The organism is Pseudomonas sp. 05N431 (assembly GCF_056397005.1).
Genome location: NZ_JBFTMN010000006.1, coordinates 39,015 through 61,268 on the forward strand (window position 1 = coordinate 39,015; position 22,254 = coordinate 61,268).

Annotated in this window: 18 protein-coding genes; 12 read left to right on the forward strand and 6 right to left on the reverse strand. The window is 59.1% G+C overall.

The features are described from left to right. Complete coding sequence (locus AC1DIG_RS12800; RefSeq protein ID WP_477767603.1) at positions 1-627, forward strand: helix-turn-helix transcriptional regulator; 627 nt, start codon at positions 1-3, stop codon at positions 625-627. A gap of 213 nt (positions 628-840) precedes the next feature. Here the strand turns inward: AC1DIG_RS12800 and AC1DIG_RS12805 are convergent, their stop codons facing one another. The 6 genes from AC1DIG_RS12805 to AC1DIG_RS12830 all read right to left on the reverse strand — a co-directional run bounded on the left by AC1DIG_RS12805 (position 841) and on the right by AC1DIG_RS12830 (position 6,222). After that, entirely contained in the window at positions 841-1,617 is a 777-nt protein-coding gene (locus AC1DIG_RS12805) for an ABC transporter substrate-binding protein (protein WP_427532032.1), read from the reverse strand. 319 nt (positions 1,618-1,936) lie between these two features. Then, positions 1,937-2,386 carry a molybdopterin synthase catalytic subunit MoaE gene (moaE, locus tag AC1DIG_RS12810; RefSeq protein WP_071551749.1) on the reverse strand — a complete coding sequence of 150 codons (450 nt, stop codon included), beginning with the start codon at positions 2,384-2,386 and terminating at the stop codon, positions 1,937-1,939. A gap of 3 nt (positions 2,387-2,389) precedes the next feature. Continuing rightward, on the reverse strand, positions 2,390-2,632 hold the full coding sequence (locus AC1DIG_RS12815) for a MoaD/ThiS family protein (RefSeq protein ID WP_019691956.1): 243 nt from the start codon (positions 2,630-2,632) through the stop codon (positions 2,390-2,392). Then, a complete protein-coding gene (gene moaC, locus AC1DIG_RS12820) occupies positions 2,629-3,102 on the reverse strand; it encodes a cyclic pyranopterin monophosphate synthase MoaC (RefSeq protein WP_054593900.1) in 474 nt (157 codons plus the stop codon). The genes AC1DIG_RS12815 and moaC overlap by 4 nt, the downstream gene beginning before the upstream one ends. Positions 3,103-3,340: 238 nt before the next feature. Beyond that, complete coding sequence (locus tag AC1DIG_RS12825) at positions 3,341-4,732, reverse strand: PhoH family protein (RefSeq protein WP_054593901.1); 1,392 nt, start codon at positions 4,730-4,732, stop codon at positions 3,341-3,343. A 365-nt stretch (positions 4,733-5,097) separates the two neighbouring features. Then, positions 5,098-6,222: a polysaccharide deacetylase family protein gene (locus tag AC1DIG_RS12830; RefSeq protein WP_477767604.1), complete on the reverse strand. Its 1,125-nt coding sequence runs from the start codon at positions 6,220-6,222 to the stop codon at positions 5,098-5,100. Positions 6,223-6,497: 275 nt separating this feature from the next. Here AC1DIG_RS12830 and yaaA point away from each other — a divergent pair, with 275 nt between their 5' ends. From yaaA to AC1DIG_RS12885, 11 genes are all read left to right on the forward strand, one after another. Further along, entirely contained in the window at positions 6,498-7,277 is a 780-nt protein-coding gene (gene yaaA / locus AC1DIG_RS12835) for a peroxide stress protein YaaA (RefSeq protein ID WP_054593903.1), read from the forward strand. A gap of 805 nt (positions 7,278-8,082) precedes the next feature. Next, the gene (locus tag AC1DIG_RS12840; protein ID WP_477767605.1) at positions 8,083-9,399 is read left to right on the forward strand and encodes a nucleotide sugar dehydrogenase; all 1,317 of its coding nucleotides are present in this window, start codon (positions 8,083-8,085) and stop codon (positions 9,397-9,399) included. Between the two features lie 74 nt (positions 9,400-9,473). Next, positions 9,474-10,955: a mannuronan synthase gene (gene alg8 / locus AC1DIG_RS12845; RefSeq protein WP_477767606.1), complete on the forward strand. Its 1,482-nt coding sequence runs from the start codon at positions 9,474-9,476 to the stop codon at positions 10,953-10,955. A 35-nt stretch (positions 10,956-10,990) separates the two neighbouring features. Next, entirely contained in the window at positions 10,991-12,160 is a 1,170-nt protein-coding gene (locus AC1DIG_RS12850; protein WP_477767607.1) for a PilZ domain-containing protein, read from the forward strand. A 9-nt stretch (positions 12,161-12,169) separates the two neighbouring features. Next, positions 12,170-13,681, forward strand: coding sequence for an alginate biosynthesis TPR repeat lipoprotein AlgK (gene algK / locus AC1DIG_RS12855; protein ID WP_477767608.1), 1,512 nt, complete (start codon positions 12,170-12,172; stop codon positions 13,679-13,681). Continuing rightward, on the forward strand, positions 13,678-15,162 hold the full coding sequence (locus AC1DIG_RS12860) for an alginate export family protein (protein WP_477767609.1): 1,485 nt from the start codon (positions 13,678-13,680) through the stop codon (positions 15,160-15,162). Before algK ends, AC1DIG_RS12860 begins: the two co-directional genes overlap by 4 nt. A gap of 26 nt (positions 15,163-15,188) precedes the next feature. After that, a complete protein-coding gene (gene algG / locus AC1DIG_RS12865; protein WP_477767610.1) occupies positions 15,189-16,781 on the forward strand; it encodes a mannuronan 5-epimerase AlgG in 1,593 nt (530 codons plus the stop codon). Positions 16,782-16,792: 11 nt separating this feature from the next. Further along, positions 16,793-18,241: an alginate O-acetyltransferase gene (locus tag AC1DIG_RS12870; RefSeq protein ID WP_477767611.1), complete on the forward strand. Its 1,449-nt coding sequence runs from the start codon at positions 16,793-16,795 to the stop codon at positions 18,239-18,241. Positions 18,242-18,249: 8 nt separating this feature from the next. Beyond that, positions 18,250-19,374: a mannuronate-specific alginate lyase gene (locus tag AC1DIG_RS12875; RefSeq protein WP_477767612.1), complete on the forward strand. Its 1,125-nt coding sequence runs from the start codon at positions 18,250-18,252 to the stop codon at positions 19,372-19,374. A gap of 207 nt (positions 19,375-19,581) precedes the next feature. Next, on the forward strand, positions 19,582-21,060 hold the full coding sequence (locus tag AC1DIG_RS12880; protein ID WP_477767613.1) for an MBOAT family O-acyltransferase: 1,479 nt from the start codon (positions 19,582-19,584) through the stop codon (positions 21,058-21,060). Between the two features lie 11 nt (positions 21,061-21,071). After that, positions 21,072-22,247 (forward strand): alginate O-acetyltransferase, encoded by a 1,176-nt coding sequence (locus AC1DIG_RS12885; RefSeq protein ID WP_477767614.1) that lies wholly within the window; start codon positions 21,072-21,074, stop codon positions 22,245-22,247. The last annotated feature ends 7 nt before the right edge of the window (positions 22,248-22,254 follow it).

Sequence of the window (22,254 nt, forward strand, 5' to 3'; positions counted from 1 at the left end):
ATGACCCCACCTCTTCAAGATCCCGCACTGGATAACTACCGGGCGATCGCCGACGCCATTGCCACGCTGTTTTTCCCCCACGCCGAGGTGGTGCTGCACGACCTGCGCACGCAGAAAATCGACTATATCGCCAACAACCTGTCCAAACGTGAAGTCGGTGACGATGCCGCACTGGAGGACATGCTCAGTGAAGAAGTCAGCGAGCGGAATATCGGCCCGTACGAAAAGCTCAATTGGGATGGGCAAAAGATCCGCAGTCTCAGCAGCGTGCTGCGCGACAGTGAAGGGCATCCGATTGCCGTGCTGTGCATCAACCTGAATATCTCGCTATTTGAAAACGCCAAGGCGGCGCTGGATCTGTTTCTCTCACCGAGCAAGTTGATCCCGCAACCCGACGCGCTGTTTCGCGACGACTGGCAGGAGCGCATCAACACCTTCCTGCATAACTGGCTGCGAGAGCGGCAACTGGGTCTGAATATGCTGACCCGCGAGCACAAACGCGAGCTGGTGTTGGCGTTACACGCCGAAGGGGCCTTCAAGGGTAAAAGCGCCTCCAATTATGTGGCCAATGTGCTGAACATGGGGCGGGCGACGGTGTACAAGCACTTGAAAGAGTTGAAAGGCTGAAACCTGACCTGAGAGGTGTGTTGGCTGATAGGGCCTCATCGCGAGCAGGCTCGCTCCCACACTAGTTCTGTATCGATCACAAAATCTGTGTCTTGTAGAGATCAAATGTGGGAGCGGGCTTGCTCGCGAAGAGGCCATAACATTCAACATTGGTGTTGACTGTCAGACCGCCTTCGCGAGCAAGCCCGCACACACTAGATCTGTGAAGACTGATCAGTCGCCGTAGATATCCGACTTGAAGTACTTGGCTTCAATCTTCTGGTATTCGCCATTGGCGCGAATCCCGTCGATGGCATTGTTCAATTGGCTAACCAATTCGGTGTTGCCCTTGCGCACGGCAATCCCGGCGCCTTCACCCACGTATTTCGGGTCCTTGAGCTCCGGCCCGACAAAGGCGTAGCCCTTGCCGCGTGGCATCGACAGGAAGTCGCTCAGCGGAATGGTATCGGCGAAAACGCCGTCCAGACGCCCGGCGGCCAGGTCCATGTAGATTTCTTCATTGTTGCCGTAACGGGCCACCTTGATGCCCTTGGGCTCGAAAACTTCCGTGGCGTAACGGTCGGTGGTGGTTGCCCGTTGCACACCAATGGTCTTGCCCTTGAGGCTTGCGTACTGGTCATCAACCACCGCACCGTCCTTCATCACCAGCCGCGATGAGGTGAAGTAGTACTTGTGAGTGAAGTCCACCGACTTTTTACGGTCTTCGTTAATAGTCATGGATGACAGCGCTGCGTCGATTTTCTTCACCTTGAGCGAAGGAATCAAACCGTCGAACTCGCCCTCGACCCACTCGCACTTGACCTTCATCTGCGCACACAACGCGTTGCCGATGTCGTAGTCGAAACCGGTGATTTTTCCATCCGAGGTCTTGGAGGCGAACGGCGGATACGCCGCTTCGATACCGATGCGCAGGGTTTTCTCGGCGGCAAACAGACTGCTGCACGCCAACAGGCTCAGGGCCAGACCACCGATCAGGGGGAGCTTCTTCATGTTCGTTTTCTCGCGGGTTGTTGTTGGTTTGGCAAGACAGAAGAAAGAGAAACGGGAAACAGCTTTTTTGTACTTATAATTCCATACTGGACTTTTATGTATTTCCCGTCAATCAGGCGTGCGCAGTTCTTTGCGCCTCTGGTCGGTGAGGTGAATCTGGAGGAAATTCGGTGTTGTTGATGGCCCTATCGCGAGCAAGCTCGCTCCCACAGTGAATCTTCGTCGCACACAAAATTTGTGTCTGATGGGGATCAACTGTGGGAGCGAGCTTGCTCGCGATGGCGGATAGACAGCCAACAAAGAAACAGCAGGTTACTGGCTACTTCCAGCGATCAGCCGCCGCATGATCACTGTCGCGCCCTTCCACCCAACGCGGGCCGTCGCTGGTGTTTTCCTTCTTCCAGAACGGTGCACGGGTTTTCAGGTAATCCATGACAAAGGCGCAGGCGTCGAATGCCGCCTGGCGATGGGCACTCGCCGCGCCGACGAAGACGATCGGTTCGCCCGGCTCCAATGCGCCGATGCGATGCAGCACTTCCAGCTTGAGCAGCGGCCAGCGTTGCTCGGCCTCGACGGCAATCTTGCCGAGGGCCTTTTCGGTCATGCCCGGGTAGTGTTCAAGAAACATCCCCGCCACATCGAGCCCGTCGTTGAAATCGCGGACATAACCGACAAAACTCACCACCGCACCGACACCGACATTCGCCGCGTGCATCGCATTGACTTCAGCGCCGGGGTCGAACGCCGTGGACTGCACGCGAATCGCCATGGGTCAGCCTCCGGTAACAGTGGGAAAAAACGCCACTTCATCGCCATCGACGAGCGGTTCGTCGAGCTGGCACAAGTCTTCATTACGCGCGCACATCAGGTTCTGCTCGCTCAGCACCTCGGCGCCCTCGCGTTGCGCCAACAGCAAACGCACATCGTCGACCGAAGCGAAATCACCTTCGACGCTCAACGAATCAACGCCCAGCGCCTCGCGGTAACGGGCGAAAAACCTCACCGTCAGCTTCATTGATCGGCCACCTGGTAATGCCCGCTCTTGCCGCCGAGCTTCTCCAGCAGGCGCACGGTTTCGATGACCATGCCACGGTCCACGGCCTTGCACATGTCGTAGATGGTCAACGCGGCAACGCTGGCGGCGGTCAGCGCTTCCATCTCCACCCCGGTCTGTCCGGACAGTTTGCAACGGGCGACGATGCGTACTGCATCGAGGCCTTCGGCACTCAGTTCGACCTTGACGCTGGTGAGCATCAACGGATGGCACAGCGGGATCAAATCGGAGGTTTTCTTTGCCGCCTGAATGCCGGCAATGCGAGCCACGGCAAACACGTCACCTTTGGGGTGACCACCGCTGACAATCATTTGCAGGGTTTCAGGAAGCATACGCACAAGCGCTTCGGCCGTGGCTTCACGGAACGTCACGGCTTTTTCGGTGACGTCGACCATATTGGCGCGACCTTGGGAATCGAGATGAGTCAGCACAGCCTTACTCCTGATCAGGAGCACCGATTGTAAACCCGCGGGTCAAATTTTCGCGAGTTTGATTGCAAGACCACCACAAACCAATGTGGGAGCGAGCTTGCTCGCGATAGCCGTCTGAGATTCAGCAATGATGTTGACCGAGACGCCGCCATCGCGAGCAAGCTCGCTCCCACAGGGGTTATGTTTCGGGCATAAAAAAAACGGGTGCCCTGGAGGGCACCCGGTTCTGGTGAGACGTTTACAGATGAGATTCGGCGTATTCGGCCAGAATCGAACGTGGCACCCCTTGCAGGGTGATGTGCACCCCGTTGGGGAAGTCCTTGAAGCGTTCAGTCAGGTAAGTCAGTCCGGAGCTGGTCGCGGACAGGTAAGGGGTGTCGATCTGCGCCAGGTTGCCCAGACACACCACTTTGGAACCGGCGCCGGCACGGGTGATGATGGTTTTCATCTGGTGCGGGGTGAGGTTCTGGCATTCGTCGATCAGGATCAGGCTTTGCTGGAAGCTGCGGCCCCGGATGTAGTTGAGGGATTTGAACTGCAACGGCACTTTGCTGAGGATGTAGTCGACGCTGCCATGGGTGCTTTCGTCATCCATGTGCAAGGCTTCGAGGTTGTCAGTGATTGCTCCCAGCCAAGGCTCCATTTTTTCCGCTTCGGTGCCCGGCAGGAAACCGATCTCCTGGTCCAGGCCCTGTACGCTACGAGTGGCGATGATGCGCCGGTAGCGCTTGCTGACCATGGTCTGCTCGATTGCCGCAGCCAGCGCCAGGATGGTTTTACCCGAACCCGCAGCACCCGACAGGTTGACCAGGTGAATGTCCGGGTCGAGCAAGGCGTACAGCGCCAGGCTCTGATAGATGTCGCGTGGTTTCAGGCCCCAGGCTTCCTGGTGCAACAGGGGCTCCTGATGCAGGTCGAGGATCAGCAGCTTATCGACCTGGATTTCCTTGATCCAGCCGACAAAGCCCTGTTCGTCGATGATGAACTCGTTGATATGCACGGCCGGCAAGTTGTCGATCAACTGTACCTGGTGCCAGGTACGGCCATGGTCCTGACGGGTTTCGACCTTGCTCACACGGTCCCAGAACGAGCCCGTCATGTTGTGATAGCCGTTAGGCAGCAACGACACGTCGTCAACCAACTGGTCAGTGCTGTAGTCCTCGGCCGCGATCCCGCAAGCCCGGGCCTTGAGGCGCATGTTGATGTCTTTGGTCACCAGTACCACACGCAGTTCCTTGTCACGCGCGTGCAGGTCGATCAACTGGTTGATGATGATGTTGTCGTTCAGGTGTTCGGGCAGAACGATGTTCGGCTCGGTACGTTTGCTCATCAGAATCGACAGCAAACCCTTGGGCCCGCTTTTTCCGCGCTGAATCGGCACACCCTGTTCAACGTCTTCGGGAGAAGCGTCGCCCAGCGTATTGTCGATCAGGCGAATGGCCTGACGACATTCGGCCGCAACGCTGTGATGGCCGCTCTTGAGCTTGTCCAGCTCTTCAAGAACGGTCATCGGGATGGCAACGTGGTGTTCTTCGAAGTTCAGGAGCGCGTTTGGATCGTGGATCAATACGTTGGTATCGAGTACATAAAGGATTGGCAGGTTGGAGGGGCTACGTCCGTGATCATCCATACTCGGTCACCTTTGTGGGAGCCAGTCGACGCAATACCATGACAGTGCTGCGCCTCGAAGTGGCCACCGAATTCACCTGCCGTACTGAAATGAACTGCACGACTGAAGTGAACTGCACACGCGGGGGGTCTTGGAAGACGCCACCTGTGTTGCAGGTTTCGGCGGTCTGTCTTCGTAATACTCCAAAACCCATGACAGAAAAAAGCACTTTGACGCTTTTTTGAAGTTTATTTTTCAGAGTGACGAAAAGCCCTTGGCGCGCCGCGCCGGCACCGTTAAAGTCGGAAGTCCGTCTGTATCGAAATCCCTCCCAAAATTCCCCCTGCCCCACTGTTTCCCGGCATTTTTTTGGGGCAGGGCGCGTTTCAGCGAAAAGCGTCCTGACAATCTTCCCAACCGATCCCGCTTTGCGCAGTGTGCGTCAACAGCCAGGGCAGCGCCGTTTTCACCACGTCCTGTTTGACGTTGAAATTGATCACCCCGTGGCGCCACAACAGCATCAATGTCAGCACCCGCTGCGCGCTCTGCTCAGCCGTAAGCTGACGACTGCCGTCCGCCGGATCGATATCCCACAGCGCAACCTGCACCCCCTGAGCCTTGAAGAAACCCTGCGCATCGGCACGACGCTGGCCATTGGGCGGGCGGAACAACGGCACGAAGTTCTCTGGCAGTTTGCTCTTCACCAGTTCGACGCTGCGAGTCACTGAATACTGCCAATCCTGCCAATGGCTGTGGGAGCGGAATTCCCAGCCCTGCACGCCGATGCATTGCTTTGAGTACAACGCTTGCAGCTCGGCCACCGAATGTTGTGCCAGACGGTTCTGGATATCGCTGCCCAAAACAAAGAACGTCCCGCTCAGGTTCGCCTTGCGCAGGTACTCGGCCAGCCACGCGGTGTTGTCCGGCGCGAGGTTGGCGGCGCTGTCGAAACTCAGCACAAACAAGCGGTCGTTGAGCTCATCGCCGTTACGCTCGTAGTCACCGAACAGTTCGACTTCGCTGCTGGTCTGCGGAAACAGCGCGGCCTTGCGCAATTGTTCGTCCAGATAGCGCTCGTGAAAATGCCGGCTCGGCTCGGCCCATCGGGCGTAATAGGAGTCTTCGCCGAGTTCGAACTTGGCGGCCTGCTCGCGCAGGGTGTCCATGTCTTCGACCAGAAAACAGAAGGACGCATCCTGATCGCAGCTCTGCTGGGCAAAGTTATAGTTGGCAAGCAAACGCTTCCACAGGCGCGCGCGCAGTGCGTTGATCGACTCGAGGTTGATCATGCGCAACCCCAGGCGCTGCTTTAAAGCAGCTTCATCCAGCGACTCACTGGCGAGCAAGGCCCGGGCGAAGGTGAGGATTTCCGCGCGTGAAGCGACATCGAACAGGGTCGGGTTGCCGAGCTGCTCCGGCCACGTGCTGCGGTCCAGCGTGGCGGGGTCGTTGGGCGCGGCATAGGCACTTATGCTGAACAAACAGGCACAAAACAGTAAAGCGATACGCAAAGGGATGTCTCCATAACAAAACCCGCGCGGCACTATAGCTGATCCAAACCAGATTCCCGCAGCGGCACCGATCTACTGTGGGAGCGAGCTTGCTCGCGATGGCATCACCTCGGTTTTGTCGATAAACCGAGTTGCCTGCATCGCGAGCAAGCTCGCTCCCACAAAAAGCCCACACACAGGTTTTGCAGATAGCCACCGATCACCTATGGCCTTGATAGCTGGAGTCAACCGGGACAACCCCCTAGAATCCCCGCACGATTAAAGGAGACAACTTCATGCTGATGGTGATTTCCCCCGCCAAGACCCTCGATTACGAAACACCGCCGGCCACCCAGCGCTTCACTCAACCGCAATACCTGGACCATTCCCAGGAGCTGATCCTGCAATTGCGCGAGCTGAGCCCGGCACAGATCAGCGAGTTGATGCACGTTTCCGACAAGATCGGCGGCCTCAACGCCGCGCGCTTCGGCAGCTGGACCCCGGCGTTCACACCAGCCAACGCCAAGCAGGCACTGCTGGCGTTCAAGGGTGACGTGTACACCGGCATGAATGCCCAGACCTTCAGCGAAGCCGATTTCGACTACGCCCAGCAACACTTGCGCATGCTCTCGGGCCTCTACGGCCTGCTGCGCCCGCTGGACCTGATGCAACCGTATCGGCTGGAGATGGGCACCAAACTGGCCAATGCCCGCGGCAAGGATCTGTACGCCTTCTGGGGCACGCAAATCAGCGAATGGCTGAACGAAGCCCTGGCCGAGCAAGGCGATGACGTGCTGCTCAACCTGGCCTCCAACGAGTACTTCTCGGCGGTCAAACGCAGCGCCTTGAACGCCCGGATCATCAACACCGAGTTCAAGGACCTGAAGAACGGCCAGTACAAGATCATCAGCTTCTACGCAAAGAAAGCCCGCGGGATGATGAGCCGTTTCGTGATCCAGGAACGCATCAATGACCCGGCTGCGCTCAAGCAATTTGACGTGCAGGGTTACCGCTACAGCGCCGAACAGTCGAAACCCGACAACCTGGTTTTCCTGCGCGACCACGCCCCGGAATAACGCATAACGAAGGCGCACGACATTGATCAATGTGCGTGCGCCGAAACGTGGTTTCCCCTCTACATCTCCCCGCCCAACTCGTCATTATTTTGACGCCAAAAACACATCATTTCCATTTATGAAATTTCTTTCACTCGACAAGCGTGATTTTTTTCAGTAGTGGCACGCATTTTTTTCAAGCGTAGTGGCAAAAAACTATTCACGCTAGTTAACTCCCCATTAATAAAGGCCGAAACGGTAAGTGCTATCAATATGAGAGCAGTGCCATCTTTTGCAATATTTCAGGAAATTTCAAAAATCGGGATAAGCCGCCATGAACTATCTGAAAATACACCGCTCATACCACCGGTAACGATTATCTCTGAGCGTGTACGAGATAACTTACGCAGAGTGCCGTCCCTATCGCCAAGTTGTCATATTCAACTTTGCTTTCAGGCCACTTATTTGGAGTAACAGGAGATAACGCACCATTACTATCCCCTACAAGGCCAAGGCTGCCCCCCCTGTAAACGTGCTCACCTGAGCACCTGAGTGCTTGATATTGCTGGCTTTATGCCAACTTTCAAGTACCACCAGCCTTTTGCACCACGGTATTCACAAGAAATGCCGGCTGCAGTTCAGGGCACGCCTTCACTATCAGGCCAAGTTTCGCACACCTTGAGTGCATTTATTTAGACACTCGGAATTGAGTATGCCTGCACACGGTATTGTGGTGCCTGCCATCCACACTTCCGAGTGCACTTCGACCGCTGAACACTATTAACTTCGCGCCTTTAATGGCGTGATAAATACAGAGGTAATTGCGATGCGCATCAGCATATTTGGTTTGGGTTACGTCGGCGCAGTCTGTGCCGGTTGCCTGTCTGCACGAGGCCACGAAGTGGTTGGCGTGGACATTTCCAAAGACAAGATCGACCTGATCAATGCCGGTAAATCTCCGATCGTTGAACCGGGTCTGGGCGAACTGCTGACCCAGGGCATCCAGACCGGTCGTCTGCGCGGCACTACCAACTTCGCAGAAGCCATCCGTGACACCGACCTGTCGATGATCTGCGTTGGTACGCCGAGCAAGAAGAACGGCGATCTGGAACTCAACTACATCGAATCGGTGTGCCGCGAGATCGGTTTTGTCCTGCGTGACAAAACCACCCGCCACACCATCGTGGTCCGCAGCACCGTGTTGCCGGGCACCGTGAAAAACGTGGTGATCCCGATCCTCGAAGACTGCTCGGGCAAAAAGGCCGGCGTCGACTTCGGCGTTGCCGTGAACCCCGAGTTCCTGCGTGAAAGCACCGCGATCAAGGACTACGACCTGCCGCCGATGACGGTCATCGGCGAGTTCGACAAGGCCAGCGGTGACGTTCTGCAATCGCTGTACGAAGAACTCGACGCGCCGATCATCCGCAAGGACATCGAAGTCGCCGAGATGATCAAGTACACCTGCAACGTCTGGCACGCCACCAAAGTGACCTTCGCCAACGAGATCGGCAACATCGCCAAAGCGGTCGGTGTCGATGGTCGCGAAGTGATGGAAGTGGTCTGCCAGGACAAGACCCTCAACCTGTCCCAGTACTACATGCGCCCGGGTTTCGCGTTCGGCGGCTCGTGCCTGCCAAAGGACGTGCGCGCCCTGACCTACCGCGCAAGCTCTCTGGACATCGAAGCGCCGCTGCTCAACTCGCTGATGCGCAGTAACGAATCCCAGGTGCAGAACGCCTTCGACATCGTTTCCAGTCACGACAAACGCAAAGTCGCCCTGCTCGGCCTGAGCTTCAAGGCCGGCACCGATGACCTGCGCGAAAGCCCGTTGGTGGAGCTGGCGGAAATGCTGATCGGCAAGGGTTACGACCTGAGCATCTACGACAGCAACGTCGAATACGCCCGCGTCCACGGTGCGAACAAGGATTACATCGAGTCGAAGATTCCTCACGTCTCGTCCTTGCTCAACGCGGACTTCGACTCGGTGATCAACAACTCCGACGTGATCATCCTCGGTAACCGCGACGAGAAGTTCCGCGCCCTGGCCGAGACCGCACCGCACGGCAAGCAAGTGGTCGACCTGGTCGGGTTCATGACCAAAGCCACCAGCGTCAGTGGCCGCACCGAAGGGATCTGCTGGTAACCGCCGTTCCCCGTAGGCGCTGGTTCTGCCAGCGCCTACGACTGCTCATCGCCGAAACACAATGGATGCAGATTATGCACAGGCTAAAGCATCGCCTACTTCAGGCTGCCGGTTGGCTGTTTTACCTCAGTTTGCTGATGGGCATCGCCATGGCGCTGCCGGTGAGCACCTTCGACTCGCAGTCCAAGGACTTCATTTTCCTGATTGGCGCCGTCGGTATCTGGCGCTATTCGATGGGTGCCACGCACTTTGTGCGCGGCATGCTGTTTCTCTACGTGGTCTACCCGCACCTGCGGCGCAAAGTGCGCAAGCTCGGCAAGGCGGCAGACCCGTCCCACGTCTTTTTGATGGTCACCAGTTTTCGTATCGACGCGCTGACCACCGCGCAGGTCTACAGCTCGGTGATTCGCGAGGCCATCGAGTGCGAACTCCCGACCACAGTGGTCTGCTCGATCGTGGAAATGTCCGATGAACTGCTGGTGAAAAGCCTCTGGGCCAAAATGAACCCGCCAGACCGGGTCAAGCTCGACTTCGTGCGCATCCCCGGCACCGGCAAACGCGATGGCCTGGCCTTCGGTTTTCGCGCCATCTCGCGCCACCTGCCGGACGACCGCGCGGTCGTGGCGGTGATCGATGGCGACACCGTGCTCGCCGAAGGCGTAGTGCGTAAAACCGTGCCGTGGTTCCAGCTGTTCGGCAATGTCGGCGGCCTGACCACCAACGAATTTTGCGAAGTGCGCGGCGGCTACATCATGAGCGAATGGCACAAGCTGCGCTTCGCCCAGCGCCACATCAACATGTGCTCGATGGCCCTGTCCAAGCGCGTGCTGACCATGACCGGGCGCATGTCGGTGTTTCGCGCCAGCGTGGTCACCGACCCGGACTTCATTGCCGACGTCGAAAGCGACTCACTGCAACACTGGCGCCTGGGTCGCTTCAAGTTTCTCACCGGCGACGACAAGTCCAGCTGGTTCAGCCTGATGCGCCTGGGTTACGACACCTTCTACGTGCCAGACGCGGCGATCAACACCGTTGAACACCCGCCGGAAAAGAGCTTCATCAAGGCCAGTCGCAAACTGATGTTCCGCTGGTACGGCAACAACCTGCGGCAGAACTCCCGGGCACTGGGCCTGGGGATGAAACGCCTGGGCCTGTTCACCTCGGTGGTGCTGTTCGATCAACGCGTGTCGATGTGGACCTCGCTGTTGGGCCTGACCGTGGCGCTGATCGCCAGCTTCAAATACGGCACTGCGTTCATCCTCGTGTACCTGCTGTGGATCGGCATCACCCGCCTGATCCTGACCCTGTTGCTCTCCTGCTCGGGACACAAGATCGGCCCGGCCTACCCGGCGATTCTTTATTACAACCAGATCGTTGGCGCGCTGGTGAAGATCTACGTGTTCTTCCGCCTCGACCAACAGTCCTGGACCCGTCAGGACACCAAATTGACCCGTGATCTGGCCAGCTTTCAACGTTGGTTCAACACCTGGTCGTCTCGGACCATGACCTTCTCCGCCGGCAGCATCTTCGTCGCCGTGCTGCTGTTGATGGTCTGACCTGCCTTGCCTGAATTAACGAGGAAATACCCCCTATGAATACCGCCGCGAACATCAACGTAGTGCATGAATCCGAAGCCCAACGCCAACACGCCCGCGTGAAAATCCCGGCCAAGTTGCGCTTCGTCGGACCCGACCGTACACCTGTGGACGCACGCCTCATCGACTTGTCCGCCGGCGGCCTGAGCTTCAATGCCGGGCAGATACCGCTCAAGGTCGGGGATGTGCACAAGGGTCGCCTGCAATTCCTGATCGACAACCTCGGCCTGGCCATGGACGTCGAGATACAGATTCGCTCGTTCGACCGCCAGACCGGCCGCACCGGTTGCCAGTTCCAGAACCTCGAACCGCAAGACATCTCGACCCTGCGCCACCTGATCACGTCGCACCTGTCCGGTGACATCGTGACCATGGGCGACGTGCTGGCGACCCTGCAACGCGACAACTTCACCAAGGCACGCAAGGTCAAGGACGGTGGCCACGGCATGAGCGCTTTCGGGCGCTTGCGGGCAGTGACCTTCAGCCTGGGGATTTTCGTCGTCGGCCTCGCAGCGTTCGGCTTCGTTTTCAAATCGGTGTACGGCATGTACTTCGTCAGCCACGCCCAGGCCGGTCTGGTCAGCGTTTCCGGCATGAACGTCACGATGCCTCGCGACGGCACCGTCCAAAGCCTGATCAAAACCGATGGCGTTGCCGCCAAGGGCGCGCCGCTGGCGACGTTCAGCACCAGCATGCTCGATGTACTTAAAGGGCATCTGGACGAAAACCAGTTGCAGCCAGCCAAGGTTGAAGAGCTGTTCGGCAAGCAGATGACCGGCACCCTCACCTCGCCCTGCGATTGCACCGTGGCCCAACAAATGGTCGCCGACGGTCAGTACGCGAGCAAAGGCGACGTGATCTTCAAACTGGTGCCGCAGGGCAGCCAGGCCAGTGTCGAAGCACGCTTCTCCTATCGCCAGTTCGCTGACGTGCGCCCGGGTACGAAGGTGAGCTTCCAGATCGCCGGCGAAGACACTACGCGCACCGGCACCATCGTCAGCAGCACCAGCCTGAAAAGCGAAGACCTGTCGTCCGACATCCGCGTGCAGATCAAACCTGACGCGCCGCTGGACAGCACCTTCGCCGGTCGCCCGGCAGAAGTCAGCAGCAACCGCGGCCCTTCCTTGAACTGGCTGATCGACAAAGCCATGGCCGCGGGTCTTTAAGCGGAGGACATGCCTGTGACCACTCCACCTATCCTCAACACACCGCAATCCCTGTGGGAGCGAGCTTGCTCGCGATGGGATCACTGCGGGGCCTCAGACGAACCGCGTCAGCCGCATCGCGAGCAAGCTCGCTCCCACATGGGTCATGCGTTCTGCGCACTGGCGTTGGCAGTCAGCCTCAGCGGTTGCGCCGGCCTGCCCGACCAGCGTCTGGCCAATGAAGCCCTGAAGCGCGGCGACACCGCGCTCGCGCAGCAGAACTACAAACAACTGGCCGACCTGGGTTACAGCGAAGCACAGGTCGGGCTAGCCGATATTCAGGTGGAAAGCCGCGACCCGGCGCAGATCAAAGCCGCCGAAGCGACCTACCGTGCTGCCGCCGATACCTCGCCGCGAGCGCAAGCGCGCCTGGGTCGTCTGCTGGTGGCCAAACCGGGATCGACCGAAGCCGAGCAGCACGAGGCCGAAGGTCTGCTGAAGAAAGCCTTTGCCAATGGCGAGGGCAACACCCTGATTCCGTTGGCCATGCTGTACCTGCAATATCCCCACAGTTTCCCGAACATCAACGCCCAGCAGCAGATTAACCAATGGCGCGCCGCCCGCTACCCGGAAGCCGGTCTGGCGCAAGTGCTGCTGTATCGCACGCAAGGCACTTACGACCAGCACCTGGATGACGTCGAGCGCATCTGCAAAGCGTCGCTGAACACCACTGACATCTGCTACGTCGAGCTGGCCACGGTCTATCAGAAACGTGCCCAGCCGGAACAACAGGCGCAACTGCTCAAGCAACTGCAAGCCGGTTACAGCCTTGGCAAAGTTTCCGCCCAACGCATGGACAGCGTGGCCCGCGTGCTCGGCGATGCCAGCCTTGGCAAACCGGACGAAAAAACCGCGCAAACCATGCTCGAGCAAATCGCCCCCGGCTACCCGGCGTCCTGGGTCAGCCTGGCGCAGTTGCTCTACGACTTCCCCGAACTGGGTGACGTCGCCAAGATGATGGAATACCTCGAAAACGGCCGCGCCGCCGATCAACCGCGCGCCGAACTGTTGCTGGGCAAGCTCTACTACGAAGGCAAATGGGTGCCGGCCGACGCCAAGGTCGCCGAGCAACACTTCCAGAAAGCCGTGGGCAAGGAAGTCGCCGCCGATTACTACCTCGGCCAGATCTACCGCCGTGGCTACCTGGGCAAGGTCTATTCGCAAAAAGCCCTGGACCACTTGCTGACCGCTGCGCGCAATGGCCAGAACAGTGCCGACTTCGCCATCGCCCAGTTGTTTTCCCAAGGCAAGGGCACCCAGCCCAACCCGCTGAACGCCTATGTCTTCAGCCAATTGGCCAAGACACAAAACACCCCGCAAGCCACCGAGCTGGCGCAAACACTCGAAGCCCAATTGCCGCCTGCGCAACTGGCCGAGGCCCAACGCCTGTTGAAACAGGAACAGGCCACACGTGGCGCCTTGAGCCATAGCACGTTGCAAGTCGAGGCCCTGCAAGAAAAAGACGGCGAGGAATCCCTATGAAGCTCAATCCATTCGTTCAAGCCGGAATCGGCCTGTCCTTCGCCCTGTTGTGGTCCTGCCCGACACTGGCAGCAATGACTGACACCAAGAACTACGGCCTGGAAATGAAAGTCACCGGCCAGTCCGAAGACGACAGCGACCTCGGCACCCTGCCCGGCGGCGACGTCAATGGCGTTGCCCTGGACCTGCGTCCATGGGTTTACGGTGAAAGCGGCAACTGGAGCGCCTACGCCATGGGCCAGGCCGTGACCTCGACCGATATCATCGAAACCGACACCTTGCAGTCCGACACGCAAGGCGCTCAGAGCAGCGGCAACAACGGTCGCCAGAGCAAGAAAAACTACCTGGCAATGCGCGAGTTCTGGATCGGTTACAGCGGCCTGACGCCCTACCCCGGCGAGCAGCTGAAACTCGGTCGCCAACGCCTGCGCAACGACGACGGCCAATGGCGCGACACCAACATCGAAGCGCTGAACTGGACCTTCGACACCACCCTGTTGCGGGCCAACGTCGGCGTCGCCGAACGCTTCAGCGAGTACCGCACCGACCTCACTGAACTCGCGCCCAAGGACAAGGATCGCCTGCACGTGTTCGGCGATATCGCGACCCAATGGACGCCCGGTCAGTGGGTCGGCGTGCGTGCCCATCACACCCATGATTCCGGCAAGCTCGACTACCCGACACCCGGCGAAGCCCCCGACTCGCTCGCCAAGAAACAGAACGGCGACCTGAGCTGGCTCGGCGTGGAAGCCAACAGTGACGCCTACAACTGGCGCAACACCAACACGGTCAACTACTGGGCCAGCCTCACCGGCATGAGCGGCAACCGTGACACCGTCAACCCATTGAACGCCGATGGCAGCCGCCCGATCGATGCCTCAAAAAGCGCTGACGTCAGCGGTTGGGCCACGGACCTGGGCGTGCGTCTGCGCCTCGATCCGCAATGGCAAGTCGGCGCGGCCTACGCCCGTGCCAGCGCGGACTACGAGCAAAACGGCCTGCAGAGTAACCGTTCGAACTACACCGGCACGCGCTCGCGGGTTCACCGCTTTGGCGAGGCCTTCCGTAGCGACATGAACAACATGCAGAGCGCCACGCTGTTCGGTTCCTGGATGCTGCAGGACGATTACGACGCCAGCCTGGTCTACCACAAATTCTGGCGTGTCGACGGCAACAAGCCGGTCGGCAGCAACGGCATCAACGCGGTAGAAAACAACTACGACGACGTCACCGGCGCGCTGCTGTCCAGCACCTCGTTGCCGCTGGTAGACGGCAAGACTGACCTCGGCCAGGAAGTGGATCTGGTGGTCACCAAGTACTTCAAGCAGGGCCTGTTGCCGGCCGGCCTGAGTCAGTCGATCGATGAGCCCTCGGCGCTGGTGCGCTTTCGTGGCGGTGTGTTCAAGCCGGGTGACGCCTACGGCAAACAGGTCGACTCGTACATGCACCGTGCGTTCATCGACGTGATCTGGCGCTTCTGATGCGAGCCGCCAAGGGAGTGCCCCAGATGAATCACCCAGCGCTCAAAGGCTCGCTCAGCCTGTTGGCCGCCGCGATGCTGCTGGCGAGCTCAGCGGTTTTCGCCAACGTCGAGCCGCCAGCACCGGTGCCAAAAGGGCAGCAAGTGACTGTGGCCAAAGGACTGCAACAGGCCAAGACCTACACCGTCAGCAGCGCGCCGACCGCATCGCTGGAACTCGCGGCACCAAAACTGCCCGACCTGTCCGGCTACACCGCGCAAGCCGTCGCGGCGAAGATCGTGCGCAGCAAGGCCGGCAAAGTCAGCGTGCGCCGGATGATGCAGGAAGACGCCTTGAAGGACTTCATCGGCGGCGATAACAAGATGGCTGAATGGGTGGTGCGTCAACACGGCATTCCTCAGGCGATCTTCATCGACGACGGTTACGTCAACCTCAAGGACCTGACTCAGAAGCTGCCCAAGCAATACTTCAGCGAGACCTCACCGGGCGTGTTCCTCGCCAGGCTGCCGATTGTGGTCGGGCAAAAAGGCATCCTCGAAATCGACCAACAGACCCAGGAGTTGCGTCTGTCCGAAGAGGCCGGTTCATTCATGGTCAACGACGGCCAGCTGTTTGTGCGTGACAGCAAAATCACTGGCTGGCGCGAGAAGGACAATGGCCCGGCGACCTTCCGTTCGCCCAAGGATTTCCGTCCGTTCCTGCTGGCCTGGGGCGGCACACAGACCTACATCGTCAACAGCAAGCTGGCCAGTTTCGGTTACTCCAACAGTAAGTCCTACGGCGTGAGTATTTCCCAGTACACGCCGAACATGGCCAAGGTGCTCAAGCGCCCGGAACCGACCGGCTGGATCATCGGCTCCGAGTTCTCGGACATGTGGTACGGCTTCTACTGCTATGAAACCCGCGACTTCGTGGTCAAGGGCAACACCTACCGCGACAACATCGTCTACGGCATCGACCCCCACGACCGTTCCCACGGCTTGATCATCGCCGACAACACGGTGCATGGAACGAAGAAGAAGCACGGCATCATCATTTCCCGCGAAGTGAACGACAGCTTCATCTTCAACAACCGCAGTTACGACAACCACCTCTCGGGGCTGGTGATCGACCGTAACAGCGTCAACAACCTGATCGCCTACAACGAGATCTACCGCAACCACACCGACGGCATCACCCTCTACGAGAGTGCCGACAACCTGCTGTGGGGCAACAAGGTGATCAGCAACCAGCGCCACGGCATCCGCATTCGTAACAGCGTGAACATTCGCCTCTACGAAAACGTCGCCATGAACAACGGCCTGACCGGGGTCTACGGGCACATCAAGGACCTCACCGACACCGACCGCGACATCAAGCTCGACCCGTTCGATGCCGAGGTCTCGCTGATCGTCGTCGGTGGCGAACTGGCGGCCAACGGCAGCGGACCGCTGTCCATCGACTCGCCATTGAGTGTCGAGCTGTACCGGGTGTCGATGCTCGCCCCGACCAAATCCAGCGGCATCAGCTTCTCGGGGATCCTTGGCGAACGCCAGGATGAAATTCTCGACCTGCTGGTGCGCCAACAGAAAGCCGTGCTGATCGACCCCGTCGAACGCCAGACCGAAATGCGCGACTGAGGATGACTTTCATGAAACCCCATTTGATCAAACTGTTCAGCCTCGCCGGCCTGACTGCCGCAATGTTTGCCGCCAGTGATGCGGCGAATGCAGACGACGCCAAGGCGCCGAGCTTCAGCGCCGAACCCTGCTGCAACCTGTGCCCGGAAGCGCACGACGCGAAGAACTACACCACGCGTTATCAGCAAAACTTCACCACCCTGGTGCAAGCGCAAGGCGACTGGTTGTTCCGCACCCAGGAAGACCTGCGCACCGAATTCAACACCACGCCCGAAGGCTATCGCCGGCTCAAGCAACTGCATGACGCCTTCAAGAGCAAGGGTGTTGAATTGGTGGTGGTGTATCAGCCAACCCGTGGACTGGTGAACCGCAACAAGCTCAACCCGCAAGAGAAAGCCGCGTTCGACTACGACAAGGCGCTGAAAAACTACCAGGGCATGCTCGGGCGTTTCGCCGAAATGGGCTACGTGGTGCCGGACCTGTCGCCGCTGACCAACGAATCGCTGCCAGACACCCTGCCCGCCCACGATTTCTACTTCCGTGGCGACCAGCACTGGACGCCTTACGGTGCCCAGCGCACGGCGAAAATCGTTGCCGAGAAGGTCAAGCAGCTCCCGGCCTTCGCCGGCATTCCCAAGCGCGAATTCGAGACCAAGCGGTCCGGGCGCATGGGCAAGACCGGCACCCTGCACAACATGGCCGGGCAGCTCTGCGGTACCAGTTACGCGATCCAGTACATGGACCAGTTCACCACCGAGCCTAAGGGTGAAGCAGCAGACGGCGACCTGTTCGGCGATTCCGGCAACCCGGAAATTACCCTGGTCGGCACCAGTCACAGTGGCAAGAACTACAACTTCGCCGGGTTCCTCGAAGAGGCCATCGGTGCCGACATCCTGAACGTCTCCTTCCCCGGCGGTGGTCTGGAAGGTTCGATGCTGCAGTACCTGGGCAGTGAAGACTTCCAGAAGAAGCCGCCGAAAATCCTCATCTGGGAATTCTCGCCGCTCTATCGCCTCGACCAGCAAACCATCTACCGCCAGATGATGGCGCTGCTCGATAACGGCTGCGAAGGCAAAGAGCCACGGATGTCCGGCAGCACCACGCTGAAGCCGGGCAAAAACGAGTTGATGGTCAACAGCAAGAACATGGACCTGCGCAACAGCGACCATCAGGTCGACATCCGCTTCGCCGATCCGTCGGTGAAAACCCTGCAAGCCACCCTCTGGTACATGAACGGTCGCCACGAAGATATCAAGATCGATAAACCCCACACCGCAGATACCGACGGGCGTTTCGCCTTTGAATTGCGCACCGATGAAGACTGGGCCACGCAGAACCTGCTGGCGGTCGAAATCCAGGGCCCGGAAGCGGGTGCTGCGCCACAAAAAGTCGAAGCGAAAATCTGCAAACGCAACGTGTTCCCGGGCGCTGAGCAACGTACCGCTCAGGTCGGGCAATGAGGTCAGTCATGCGAAACTCGAAACTGAAAACCCTGCTTGCTCCTTCGCTCCTGAGCCTGGCGATGTTCGCCGGGGCGACCCACGCCGCCACGCCGCTGCGCCCGCCGCAGGGTTATTTTGCGCCTGTGGATAAATTCAAGAACGGCGACAACAGCGAAAGCTGTGATGCGACGCCGACGCCGTACACCGGCGCCCTGCAATTTCGCAGCAAATACGAAGGCTCAGACAAGTCCCGGTCGACCCTGAACGTCGCGTCGGAAAAAGCCTTTCGCGACACCACGTCCGACATCACCACACTCGAGCGCGGCACCAGCAAACGGGTGATGCAGTTCATGCGCGACGGTCGTCCGGAACGGCTGGAATGCACGCTCAACTGGCTCACCGCCTGGGCCAAGGCCGATGCGTTGATGTCCAGGGACTTCAACCACACCGGCAAGTCGATGCGCAAATGGGCACTGGGCAGCATGGCTTCGGCCTACATCCGCCTGAAGTTCTCCGACTCCCATCCGCTGGCGACGCATCAGCAGGAAACCCAAGTGATCGAGGCCTGGTTCAGCAAGATGGCCGATCAGGTGGTCAGTGACTGGGACAACCTGCCGCTCGAGCAAACCAACAACCATTCGTACTGGGCTGCCTGGTCGGTGATGGCGACGTCGGTCGCGACCAACCGCCGCGACCTGTTCGACTGGGCCGTGAAGGAATACAAGGTCGGCGCCAATCAGGTCGACGCCCAGGGTTTCTTGCCCAACGAACTCAAGCGCCAGCAACGGGCGCTGGCCTATCACAACTACGCCCTGCCACCGCTGGCGATGATCGCCAGTTTTGCTCAGGCCAACGGTGTCGACTTGCGCCAGGAAAACAATGGCGCACTGAAACGTCTCGGTGACCGGGTGCTCGCCGGGGTGAAAGACCCGCAAACGTTCGAGCAGAAGAACGGCAAGGAACAGGACATGACCGACCTCAAAGTCGACTCGAAATTCGCCTGGCTCGAACCCTTCTGCACGCTCTACACCTGCCCGGCCGATGTGCTGGAACGCAAGCATGCGATGCAGCCGTTCAAGAGTTTTCGACTCGGGGGCGACCTGACCAAGGTCTACGACCCGGCACACGAAAAGGGCAACAAGGGCAACTAACGCATAACTCCCTGTAAAGCAGGGAACCCTTGTGGGAGCGAGCTTGCTCGCGATTGCGGTCTGACATTCACCATTGATGTCGACTGACACACCGTCATCGCGAGCAAGCTCGCTCCCACACTGAATGCAGTACATCCCCCCGGATATCGTGGGGGGTTTGGGGGGGCCGTTGGCCCTTGACTGTTGGTTACACAAGGAGAGATCAGGATGGTGTTTTCATCCAACGTGTTCCTGTTTTTGTTCTTGCCGATCTTTCTCGGCTTGTACTACTTGAGCGGGCAACGCTATCGCAACCTGCTGCTACTGATCGCCAGCTATGTGTTTTATGCCTGGTGGCGCGTGGACTTCCTGGCACTGTTCGCCGGCGTCACGTTGTGGAACTACTGGATCGGCCTGAAAGTCGGTGCCGCCGGCGTGCGGACCAAACCGGCGCAGCACTGGCTGTTGCTCGGCGTGGCGGTGGACCTGTGCATCCTCGGCTACTTCAAGTACGCCAACTTCGGGGTCGACAGCCTCAACGCGATCATGACCTCCATGGGCCTGTCGCCGTTCATCCTGACCCACGTGCTGTTACCGATCGGTATCTCGTTCTACATCTTCGAGTCCATCAGCTACATCATCGACGTCTACCGTGGCGACACCCCGGCGACCCGCAACCTGATCGACTTCGCGGCGTTCGTGGCGATCTTCCCGCACCTGATCGCCGGCCCGGTGTTGCGCTTTCGCGACCTCGCCGATCAGTTCAATAACCGCACCCACACCCTCGATAAATTCTCCGAGGGCTGCACGCGGTTCATGCAGGGTTTCGTCAAGAAAGTCTTTATCGCCGACACCCTGGCGGTGGTCGCCGACCATTGCTTCGCCCTGCAAAACCCGACCACGGGTGACGCCTGGCTCGGCGCGCTGGCCTACACCGCGCAGCTGTATTTCGACTTCTCCGGCTACAGCGACATGGCCATCGGCCTGGGCTTGATGATGGGTTTCCGCTTCATGGAAAACTTCAAGCAGCCGTACATCAGCCAGTCAATCACCGAGTTCTGGCGCCGCTGGCACATCAGCCTGTCGACCTGGTTGCGCGACTACCTCTACATCACGCTGGGCGGTAACCGTAAAGGCACGCTGATCACTTACCGCAATCTGTTCCTGACCATGCTGCTCGGTGGTCTGTGGCACGGCGCGAACATCACCTACATCGTCTGGGGTGCCTGGCACGGCATGTGGCTGGCGATTGAAAAAGCCATCGGCCTGAACACCTCGCCCCGCAGTTTCAACCCGACCCGCTGGGCGCTGACCTTCCTGCTGGTGGTGATGGGCTGGGTGATTTTCCGCGCGGAGAACCTGCACGTTGCTGCTCGCATGTATGGCGCGATGTTCAGCTTCAGCGAGTGGTCGCTGTCGGAACTCAACCGCGCCAGCCTCACCGGCCTGCAAGTCGCAACCCTGGCGGTGGCGTACGCCACGCTGGCGTTCTTCGGCCTGCGGGACTTTTACCGCAACCGGTCTGAGGTGCGGCTCGACGCCACGGCGAACAACCCTGTCAGCGGCGATGCCCAGGTGTTGGCGGCCAGTTGGGTCGCGGACTGGCCGCGTTATGCCATGCGTGCGCTGGTGCTGCTGCTGTTCATCGCTTCGATCCTGAAACTCTCGGCGCAAAGCTTCTCGCCATTCCTTTACTTCCAGTTCTGAGGGATCTGACCATGACCCGCTCATTACGTCTGTTCTACATCGCCCTGTTCCTGGTGACCCTGTTGGTCCTGGGCCTGTGGTCGGTGCGCAGCTTCTTTGGTTTCAACACCAACGCCGACGCAACGGTGCTCAACGGTCGCTGGAGCAAAGCCGTAGAGACCCACTACGACGACCATTTCCCGATCAAACGCCTGGGCACCAACCTCTGGGCGCTACTTGATTTCAAACTGTTCAACGAAGGTCGTCCGGGCGTAGTGCTCGGTCGCGATCAGTGGTTGTACAGCGATGAAGAATTCAACCCGGTGGTCAACGAAGAACTGAACCTGCAAGGCAACTACGCGCTGGTCGAAGGCGTGCGCCAAACCTTGAAGGCCAAGGGCGTGCAACTGGTGATGGCGATTGTCCCGGCCAAGACTCGCCTGTACCCGGAACACCTGGGTGAAGTGAAACCGGCGCGCATTCACGCCGACCTCTACAAGGATTTTCACGCCCGTGTCGCCGCCGACAAGATCCTCGCCCCTGACCTGCTCGGCCCGCTGCAAAAAGCCAAGCAGAACGGTCAGCAAGTGTTCCTCCGCACCGACACGCACTGGACGCCAGAGGGCGCGCAAATCGCCGCCGAACAACTGGCCAAAACCATCGCCGACAAAACCCCGCTCAGCGGCCAGCCGCAGCGCTTTGTCACTGAGGCGGCGGAACAAATCAGCCACAAGGGCGACCTGCGGTTGTTCCTGCCGCTGGACCCATTGTTCGAAAACCTGATGCCGGCGCCAGAGCCCCTGCAAAAGCGCAACACCCACGCGGTTGAAGACCAGCCTGCCGGTGACGACGCGCTGTTCGCCGACAACGAAGTGCCGGTGGCGCTGATCGGCACCAGCTACAGCGCCAACCCGAACTGGAACTTCGTCGGCGCGCTCAAGCAAGCGCTGCACAGCGACGTGGTCAATTACGCCGAAGACGGCCATGGCCCGATCCTGCCGATGCTCAGCTACCTGAACAGCGATGCCTTCAAGAACAGCCCGCCACAGGTGCTGATCTGGGAGTTTCCTGAACGTTATCTGCCTGTGAACAACGAAATCGGCGACGCCGACCCGCAGTGGGTCGCAGAGCTCAAACAAGCCGGTGCTCGTCAGCAAAACCTAGCGATTAACCGCAAATCCGAGACGCCCGACCGGGCGCAAAACTGAAAGAGGT